9 protein-coding genes are annotated in these 8589 nt (G+C 62.9%); 6 read left to right on the plus strand and 3 right to left on the minus strand.

Going from position 1 to position 8589, the window contains the following annotated elements; genetic code table 11:
• Positions 1–989: 989 nt before the first annotated feature.
• From ACZ7GZ_RS41240 to ACZ7GZ_RS41250, 3 genes are read left to right on the plus strand one after another with little or no spacing between them, the layout of a single operon-like run.
• Entirely contained in the window at positions 990–2108 is a 1119-nt protein-coding gene (locus ACZ7GZ_RS41240; protein WP_471032747.1) for a bifunctional DNA primase/polymerase, read from the plus strand.
• Positions 2105–3622 (plus strand): DNA primase family protein, encoded by a 1518-nt coding sequence (locus tag ACZ7GZ_RS41245; protein ID WP_471032748.1) that lies wholly within the window; start codon positions 2105–2107, stop codon positions 3620–3622. The genes ACZ7GZ_RS41240 and ACZ7GZ_RS41245 overlap by 4 nt, the downstream gene beginning before the upstream one ends.
• Positions 3619–4020: a DUF6009 family protein gene (locus ACZ7GZ_RS41250; protein ID WP_471032751.1), complete on the plus strand. Its 402-nt coding sequence runs from the start codon at positions 3619–3621 to the stop codon at positions 4018–4020. Before ACZ7GZ_RS41245 ends, ACZ7GZ_RS41250 begins: the two co-directional genes overlap by 4 nt.
• Before the next feature lie 236 nt (positions 4021–4256).
• On the opposite strand, the gene ACZ7GZ_RS41255 is transcribed toward ACZ7GZ_RS41250, so the two are convergent.
• The 3 genes from ACZ7GZ_RS41255 to ACZ7GZ_RS41265 form a co-directional block, all read right to left on the minus strand.
• On the minus strand, positions 4257–4628 hold the full coding sequence (locus ACZ7GZ_RS41255; RefSeq protein ID WP_471032753.1) for a hypothetical protein: 372 nt from the start codon (positions 4626–4628) through the stop codon (positions 4257–4259).
• 56 nt (positions 4629–4684) lie between these two features.
• The gene (locus tag ACZ7GZ_RS41260) at positions 4685–5476 is read right to left on the minus strand and encodes an RNA polymerase sigma factor (RefSeq protein ID WP_471032754.1); all 792 of its coding nucleotides are present in this window, start codon (positions 5474–5476) and stop codon (positions 4685–4687) included.
• Between the two features lie 409 nt (positions 5477–5885).
• Positions 5886–6080: a hypothetical protein gene (locus ACZ7GZ_RS41265; RefSeq protein WP_471032756.1), complete on the minus strand. Its 195-nt coding sequence runs from the start codon at positions 6078–6080 to the stop codon at positions 5886–5888.
• 178 nt (positions 6081–6258) lie between these two features.
• Between ACZ7GZ_RS41265 and ACZ7GZ_RS41270 the strand changes: the two genes are divergently transcribed.
• The 3 genes from ACZ7GZ_RS41270 to ACZ7GZ_RS41280 are packed head-to-tail and all read left to right on the plus strand — an operon-like array spanning position 6259 to position 8121.
• Positions 6259–6774, plus strand: coding sequence for a phosphatase PAP2 family protein (locus ACZ7GZ_RS41270; RefSeq protein ID WP_471032762.1), 516 nt, complete (start codon positions 6259–6261; stop codon positions 6772–6774).
• Between the two features lies 1 nt (position 6775).
• Positions 6776–7711 (plus strand): decaprenyl-phosphate phosphoribosyltransferase, encoded by a 936-nt coding sequence (locus tag ACZ7GZ_RS41275; RefSeq protein WP_471032765.1) that lies wholly within the window; start codon positions 6776–6778, stop codon positions 7709–7711.
• On the plus strand, positions 7672–8121 hold the full coding sequence (locus ACZ7GZ_RS41280; RefSeq protein WP_471032759.1) for a GtrA family protein: 450 nt from the start codon (positions 7672–7674) through the stop codon (positions 8119–8121). The genes ACZ7GZ_RS41275 and ACZ7GZ_RS41280 overlap by 40 nt, the downstream gene beginning before the upstream one ends.
• The last annotated feature ends 468 nt before the right edge of the window (positions 8122–8589 follow it).

Genomic DNA, 8589 nt, shown 5'->3' on the forward strand with positions numbered 1-8589 from the left:
GCGCAGAGCACGCTCCTCCACCCGCCGCGTCAGCCGCACCGTCCAAGCCATCCACGTGCTACTGACCTGCGACTCTTCAGGATGAAAGAGGTTCAATGGGAGTGGCCAACTCATCACCCTGCCGGGAACGGGAACGGGAACGGGAACGGGATCAGCCACTCGATCCACCTGGTGATCCTTATCCAGTGTTGCACTAGTAAGCCGACGCCCGGCACACGCGCGTGTCGTCGATATAGCCAGGTCAACTGAGTGGCTTCAGAGCGACGGCGAAGGGTAGCGGCAAAGCCGGAGCCTGCTGCAGGGGCCGACGGGGGAGTCGATCCTTGCCCAGGGTGAGGTTCGCTGAGATGGTGTCAGAGGCCCTGACCAGTGGAACAGTGCCCCGAGTAGAGGTCGTCCGTGGTCGTCCAGCACAGTCCCCGTGTGGCCGTACCAACTGCAGGAGACGAGCACCATGTGCCGGTACGAGTACAGCCATTCGACCTTGGCCCTATGGAGTGGTCTTCGTCATCCATGCGGTTAAGTGATGCAAGGGTCGGCGGACTTCGGTCCCTGGCCTATGGGGCGCTGCTTCACGCAGCGACCGAAGGCCAGCTACCGGGCGGAGCGCTCGGTAGCTGGCCCTGCGAGACAGGAAACTCGCAGGTCACAAGGGAGGTCGATTCTCTGACAGCGACTGAAGCGACTGGAGTTTCAGTATATGAAGACATTGCTTGTGTGCGCGCGCGTTCATATATAGGGAGCTTCAGTCGCTTCAGTCGCTGCTGCGGCCCAAACGCATGCTCTGATCTGGGCATTCTCCTCGGCACCGGATGCAGTGACCGAGGGGCTGTTGGTCACTGCATCCAGCTTCAGTAGCTGGAAAAGTCGACCGTTGATCATATTATCGATGTGGCAGCTCCGTTGTACCCGGTCCGCGCCACTTTCACCCCGGTTTCGCTAATCTGCGTCCGTCGTTGAGTCGCTTCGGTCGCTGATAGAGGGATTACATGCCTGGTGAGCTGCCTTTTCCCCTGAGCGACTCGAGGCAGGAGCCCGCGCGGCCCTTAGTCGCCGCCCGCCATCCGCTGACGGTCGCTCGATGGTGTGTCCATCACGGCTGGCCCGTCCACCCCCTTGCTCCCGGACGCAAGACACCGGCTGCCAACTGCACCGCCTGCCGGCAGCCAGGGCATACAGCAGCACGATGTGCCTGCCTTGCCGCAGGCCTTTGGTGCCACGGTTTCCACGCCGCCACGCTGGACCTCCGACGCATCGACAACTGGTGGGGCGCACACCCGGAGTTCGGGGTCGGAGTGGCCTGCGGACCGGCCCGCCTCGTGGTTATCGATGTGGATGCCCACCCCACGCAGCCTCCCGCCCGCGACCGGCTGCTGCCCGGCATCCAGATCGGCAGCCAGGTCAATCTCACCGGCTTGCGGAACGGTTTCCACACGCTGGCTGTGCTGGCAGCCCTGCGCAATCAGCCGACCCCGGCCGACGACGCCGGCACTCTACGCGTGCGTACCCCTTCCGGAGGTCTCCACATTTGGTACAGGATCGCCGATACCCGCCGCTGGCTGTGCTCCGCCGGTTCCAGTGGGGGGCGTGCCCTGGCCTGGCAAGTCGACGTCCGCGCCCACGGGGGCTACATCGTCGCCCCGGGTACCAGCACCCGCGCGGGTGTCTATACCCCGCTTGAAGGCGCCCGCGATCCCGCGCCACTGCCGGCCTGGCTTGCTCAGGAACTGGAGCGTACCGGTCATGTGGGTACCCCTCGACAGATCAGCGCGTCCCGCTCCGTACCGCCGCGTGCCCAACAGGCCGTCATGACTGCCGACGGAGGACGCGACCGTCTCCGAGGCCTGCTCGGATCGGTACTGAATGATGTAGCAGCGTGTGGCAGGGTCAGCGAAGGCGCCGGCTTCTCTAGCACGCTCAACCGTGCTGCCTACACCATCGGAGGACTGGTGGCTGGCGGAAACCTGTCCTGGAGTGAGGCGGAGCAGGTCTTGCGTGACGTGGCAGCCACCGCCCGCCCCGGTCAGGAACGGCGCGCAGAAGGGATCATTCGCCACGGCCTGTCCGCCGGAGTTCAGCGTCCTCTCTACGTCGGGAGGCGCTCGTGACAGTTCCCGGCAACGAAAACGCCCTGTTCGGCTTCGATCCCCAGGCGGTCGCCGCCCAGATCCTTGCGCAGAAACCGACTTCCCTGGCCACCCTGCCGGTTGCCGGTCACCAGCCCGTCGCCGGCCAGGTGACCGGCAACGGCCTGCTCCCCGACACGCTCACCGATCGCGGCATGGCAAAGCTCTTCGTCAAGCTCTATGCCGGCGACTACCAACACGTACCCGGACTGGGCTGGTACCGATGGGACGGTACTCGTTGGCAAGCCGACGAGGACGACACCGTCCTGTGGGCTGCCGGAGACCTCGCCGAGAACATCGCCGTCACCGATCCCCGCGGCCTCCACACCACTCAAGCGCTCCAACAGCACCGTCGCCGAGCGCTGTCCACTTCCGGCATCAATGCCATGCTCACCCAGGCTAAATCCGCCCCTGGCATGGTGCTGAACGCCGCTCTTCTGGACGCCGACCCCTATGCCCTGTGCACGCCGGTCGGCATCGTCGATCTGCGTACTGGCGCGGTGAAGAGACCTGATCCGAACAAGGATTTTCATTCCCGCTCCACGACTGTGGGTCCCCAGCAGGTGCCTACTCCGCGCTGGCAGCGCTTCCTGGCCGACACCTTCGGTGATGACGACGAAGGCCAGGAGATGATTCACTTCCTCCAGTTGCTGCTGGGCTATTCCGTCACTGGTGACGTCGGTGGCCAGGTCATGCCCTTCCTGTTCGGTGCGGGCAAAAACGGTAAGTCCGTCCTGCTCGATGTGCTCATGAAACTGCTGGGGGACTACGCCGACGCAGCACCACCCGGCTTTCTGATGGCACGTCCTTACGAAGGCCACCCCACCGACCTGGCCGAGTTGCATGGCAGGCGCGTCATCGTCTGCTCCGAGGTGAAGCCCGGCGACAGGTTCGACGAAGCCCGTGTCAAACTCCTCACCGGCGGTGACCGGATCAAGGCGCGCCGCATGCGCCAGGACTTCTTCAGCTTCGAACCCACGCACAAACTATGGCTGTTGGGCAACCATCGGCCGGAAGTGGGGACCGGCGGCTTCGCCTTCTGGCGCCGTATGCGTCTGATCCCGTTCGAGCGTGTTGTCTCCGACGATCGAAAAATCGATAATCTGGCCGACATCCTTGTCACCGAGGAGGGGCCAGGCATCCTCGGCTGGCTCATTGACGGTGCTCGCCGCTACCTTGGTGGTGACAGAGACCTGACCGGTCCCGAACGAGTCCGCATCGCGACCACGGCGTACGCCGAGACCGAAGACCACGCAGGGAGGTTCTTCGACGAGTGCTGCATCCTCGGGCCCGACCATCGGGTCGAACAAGCCAGTTTGTATGCGGCCTACAGGACTTGGTGCGTTCATGAAGGAGCCACGGCCATCTCGTCCCGGGCCTTCGCTCAACGAGCCCGTGAGCTAGCCGGACTTGCCTCACCCAAGGAGATGATCCTGTCCAACTCGCGTAAGTACTACCCGGGCATCGGATTACTCGCCGATGAGGTGAAGACATGAGTTCACTGATCGACGACGACGAGATCAGCCACGAAACAGAGCTCGTCTGGCTCGAGGACGTCAACGGCCTCGACTATGTGCGCCAAAGCCTCGACAGACTTCCCACGCGCCGGGGTAGGCCCGCCTACTACAGGGACGGCCGTATGGTCGGGTATGCCCAACTCGGTCCCAGGGCAAGACCTTCACGCTCCTCCGGGACCTTCCGACGCCGTGTCTTCTGGCTGCTGCCCCATGACCGGGACAGCGTCCCCGATGGCCTCTATGCCAGCAGCGCTCCCGCAGAGGCCATCGACCCGCGCACCCTCGCTCCCAGGGACAAAGGCCGAAAGACGCAGCGCTCTGAGGGCGGCCCTCCCTCGCCGGCGATGCAAGAACTCGGCATAGAGCTCTTGTGGTGACTGGCCTCGCTCTCGTGTTCGTGCGGCTGTGCGCTGGGCTCCACCGTCATCCCGGTCAGGTGAGTCCGCTGCGGTCGCTTCGAGGCGTGGCCGATACGGTACTGGCGTCAGGGTGCGCTGACCACAGTGTCGGTACTCCTGAACCATGACGGCCCCGGCAGATATCCAGTGTCACCCAGTACGCCGCGCGGGGAGCTCTCCGGCATGCACAAGGTGCGGGAGAGCGCCGGCTGGGATCATCCGATCAGGTGATACATCGGCGGGATCTCCAACACCTCGATGGTGGTGGGGCCGGCGGTGTAATAGGCCCTCATGACTCCAGCCCGAGCGAGCTTGACGATACAGCGGGGACAAGGCCGTGCCAGCATGGGCACACGCGCTGCGTTTACGCGAGCCACGAACACCATACTCACCGGAGCCCCCCGGGCGCGGCGGAGTGCGGCGTCCTCCGCATGGAACGTGCTGTTGCGGTGATCGATGAGTGGCGAGTTCCGGTATTTGTTGGGACTCGCAGCGACGACGCGGCTGCCTGCGGCAAGTACAGCTCCCACTTTGTGGCGGCATTCCGACTTGAGGGCTTGACGGATCGCCAGGTGGATCAAATTCATAGCTTTTCTTGCAGGCCGATGAACAAATAAGGGACACCTCGCCGGTGATGGATGGTTCAGGCTGGAAGGAGCTGATTCAGTTCGTTGATCTCCCGGTAGAGGATGCAACAGATGTCACATTCCTTGAGATGTAGCGTCATCTCCTCTGATCCGTATTTACCAAGTCGCCCCCTGGAGTACGCGGCGAGGCGGCCCACATAATAAGAACAGTGGACAGAATAGCTTTTCTGGTTCAGGTGCACAGCGAGATAAGCCTGCCGCAGACCCTCTTTGGCTCTGTAGGACAAAGCCGCGACACTGTTCGGGCTGATTCCCATCACGTTGGCAATGGCGGCCGGTTGCTGTGAGTGTACGATCGTGTACCACAAGATGGTTCGCCATCGCTCTGACAAAGAGGAAAGCGCCTCCCAGGCCAATCCCTGATCGTATTTTTTGAGCGCCTCGTTCCCTGCAGGGGCCGCGTATTCCTCTTCGTAAACGCTCACATCCGGCACGGAAACCTGGCGTCCCGTGCTCCTCGCCGATTCCGTCACCAGATTACGCAAGACCCTCAGCAGATAGCTCCGAAAGGAGGCGGAAGGACCGCCGCCAGATTTGAGTGCCTGCAGTACACGGACGAAAGCTTCGGCGACAAAATCCTGTGCCGTGTACGCGTCGTTTGCATGCATGGAGGCCAATCGGATGGCTGCACCGCGATGACGATTGAAGAGTTCGGCGAAGGCTTCGGTGTCACCGTTCCTTACTAATTGAGTCAATTCCTGATCGCTGATTTGTGCCGTCGCAGGACCAGCATCCTGCCTCTCTGGCTGGGCGGCGGGTGTTGTGTGATGCCTGGTCGATGAAGACAAGACGGCTCCTGTATGTAGGTTAATTCGTGTTCTTCAGGCGCTTCGCATATTCAGGAAACGGCAGGAACGACGTAAACCCGGGTGTATGTAGGGCCCAGGGCATACCTGTAGGCGGCACCGCGCTTCATAAGCTTTCAACACATGATTCAGATAGGGAGTGGCCCGAGCAGACTTCAGTGTGATGCTCCTGGAAAGGGTCGTGCGAGGAAGTGGACTGCTCCATATGGCTATGGGAGCCCAGTAGCACACCTGGAAGAAGGGACACGTCGGTCCGGGGCATCAGCGTAGGGCTCCAATGAACGCGTGAAGGACTGCAACCCCCTTTATAAAGCCTGGGGCTCTACGTGGCGCTAATCCACACCACGCATTCGGTGGAAGGTTGATCTCTTTGAGGCGATGGAAGATCGCATCATCCTATGAGGCCCGTCAAAAAAATCATCTGCCGGCAGTCGCGTATCGCGTGCCAGGTCGATGCCGGGTTGCAGCGGCCGAGTGGCTTCATCTCGTTCGTCAGCCGGTGAGGGTAGCCCGTCAGGCGGATGAGGTGGACGGGGGTGGAGGCGGTGCGGTCGCGTCCGATGACGGACACGGTCTCGGCGGACATACGGATGACCGTATCGTCCAGAGACAAGTATTTAGTGGCTAAACATTGCTTTGCTGCGCAGAACGGGTGATTAGCGAGATTTAGGTGAGTATTACCAGAGTTCTGCTGGTGCGGACGTGAACAGTGTGTCGACATGGACCACTTAGACCTCAACTCCGACAACCACAACCCTGGTGAGATGGATGGCGGAAGCGCGTGGGCTGTCGACCGCCGCCTGCTCTTCGCGGTGTACGCGCGCGGCGGCGACCCGCGCGTGGCCGGTGTGGCACGCGCGCTTTCCCGGGCCGGCGAGCACGGTGCCGTGTGGTTGATGGCAGGCCTTGCGGGGGCCGCCGTAGACGGTTCGCGGCGCGGCGCATGGTTGCGGGGCACAGTGCTCACCGCTGGCGCGCACCTTTTCAGTATGGGCGTGAAAAGGGTGGTGCGCCGTCCGCGTCCCGCGCATATCGCACCCCGGGTGCGCACGGCCGGTCGGCACTCCTTCCCGAGCTCCCATGCGGCCTCTGCTGCGGCCGCCGCCGTTCTCTACGGCGGGCTGGGGGCATACGCGGTCCCGCCGCTCGCTGCCGCGATGTGTCTCTCGCGCCTGGTCGTGGGTGTGCACTATCCCTCGGACGTGGCAGCGGGCGCGGTCCTCGGGGTGGCTACGGCGGGCGTCGGCGTGCGCTGGATGAGGGGAGCTCTCAGTGACTGATCTGATCAGGCTCGAGGAGGCGGCGTACGCTCCACAATCTGCACCTCAACGGAGAGGCGGTCTCTTGGGCGGGCTTTTCAGAGCCGCGCGTCCCAAGCAATGGATCAAGAACGTCCTGGTCGTTGCCGCTCCCGCTGCCGCAGGCCGGCTGTTATCGGTGTCGGCGCTCACCCATCTCGCGCTGGTCTTCGTCCTCTTCACCGCCTGCGCAGCAGCCGTGTACCTGGTCAACGATGCCCGTGACGCCGAGGCCGACCGCGCACATCCCACCAAGTGCCACCGTCCGGTGGCGGCGGGAGAGGTTCCCGTGGCTGTCGCGTACGCAGTCGGTGGCGGCCTCGCCGTTCTAGCTCCCGTCGCCGCAGCGCTCCTGGCTCCGCCCCTCGTTGCCGCTGTACTGATCGTGTACCTCGGTGTGCAACTGGCGTACTGCGTGCGGCTCAAACATGTGTTGGTCGTCGATCTCGTCGTCGTCACGAGCGGCTTCCTGATGCGCGCGGTGATCGGCGGATTCGCCCTTGGCATCCCGTTGTCGCGTTGGTTCTTGATCACGACCGGGTTCGGGGCGCTGTTCATGGTATCGGCCAAGCGTTACTCCGAAGCCGTGCAGATGGCCGGGGAAGCGGGCGCCACGCGCGCGTTGCTGACCGAGTACACCGTCGGCTACCTGCGTTTCGTGTGGCAGATGGCAGCTGGAGTCGCCGTCCTCGCCTACTGTCTGTGGACGCTGGAGGACACGGGCGTTCCGCACACCAATGTGCTGCCCTGGCGACAGTTATCCATGGTCGCGTTCATCCTTGCGATCCTCCGATACGCCGTCTTCGCCGACCGTGGTACCGCCGGCGAACCCGAGGACGTCGTCCTGCGCGACCGCGTCCTCGCTGTCATCGGTGTGCTGTGGGTGACGATGTACGGGCTGGCGGTGGCCCACCAGTGAGAACCTCAACGCCACGAGAGCTGTTTTCGTTCGCCGCAGTGGGCTTCCTCGGCTACGCCATCGACCTGGCTGCCTTCACCTACTTGCGAGGCTCGGCCGGCCTCGACCCTTTGACCTCCAAGACCGTAGCGTTCGTGGCGGGATGCACGCTGGCCTACGCGGGGAATGCGCGATACACGTACGGTCACGTGCAGGCCAGTGGCATGCGCCCTTACGTCGCGTACGTCGTAGTGAGCATCGCCGGAGCCCTGGTTCAACTTCTCTGTCTCGCCATCAGCCATTATGGCCTCGGGTTCACCTCCCAGCGCGCAGACACCTTATCCGGATCCTTAATCGGCATGGCGCTGGCCACGGTCCTGCGGTTCTTGGGTACTCGGATATTAGTTTTCCGCAACGAAGGTGTTCAGTAAGGGCACCCCAGGCCACCGTATGGAAAGGCGACCCGAACAAAGCAAGACTTTTGGCAACTGGTCACCTGAGGCGGAGGTAGCTTTACTGGACATCAATCGAATTTGCGATTCTATCCGACCATCTTACAAGAACCCTTCGTATTGCTCGGATTCCTACTTGACGCTGGTAGTCTGGGCTCGGTTCTCGGGCTATGATTGCGCAGGACCCATGAAATGCGTGGCATTTTGTGGGTGCAATCTGTGAAGGGAGAATCAGTCGGATGGGTTTCCTGGCTCGGCGTTTGGGAAGGGGCTGTGCCAGGGAAGAGGAGCGGTTGCCCTGATTCCTCGGCAGTGGCATCGTTCCGCAGGCGGTGGGGGGGGGGGAGGGGGGGTCCCCCGGCCAAGAGAGCTTCCGGGTGGTTGGATTTGGTCTGGTTCTGTTTGCCTTGTTGGTGTTTTTGGTTGCGGGGGCCAGCGTCACACCTG

The sequence above is a fragment of the Streptomyces sp. NPDC037288 genome (assembly GCF_055603265.1).

What these genes read in the sequence shown, in the direction of transcription:
- ACZ7GZ_RS41240 (WP_471032747.1), top strand. Translation starts at nt 990, where the DNA reads ATGCCTGGTGAGCTGCCTTTTCCCCTGAGCGACTCGAGGCAGGAGCCC.
- ACZ7GZ_RS41250 (WP_471032751.1), top strand. Translation starts at nt 3,619, where the DNA reads ATGAGTTCACTGATCGACGACGACGAGATCAGCCACGAAACAGAGCTC.
- ACZ7GZ_RS41255 (WP_471032753.1), bottom strand. Translation starts at nt 4,628, where the DNA reads ATGAATTTGATCCACCTGGCGATCCGTCAAGCCCTCAAGTCGGAATGC.
- ACZ7GZ_RS41265 (WP_471032756.1), bottom strand. Translation starts at nt 6,080, where the DNA reads ATGTCCGCCGAGACCGTGTCCGTCATCGGACGCGACCGCACCGCCTCC.
- ACZ7GZ_RS41270 (WP_471032762.1), top strand. Translation starts at nt 6,259, where the DNA reads ATGGATGGCGGAAGCGCGTGGGCTGTCGACCGCCGCCTGCTCTTCGCG.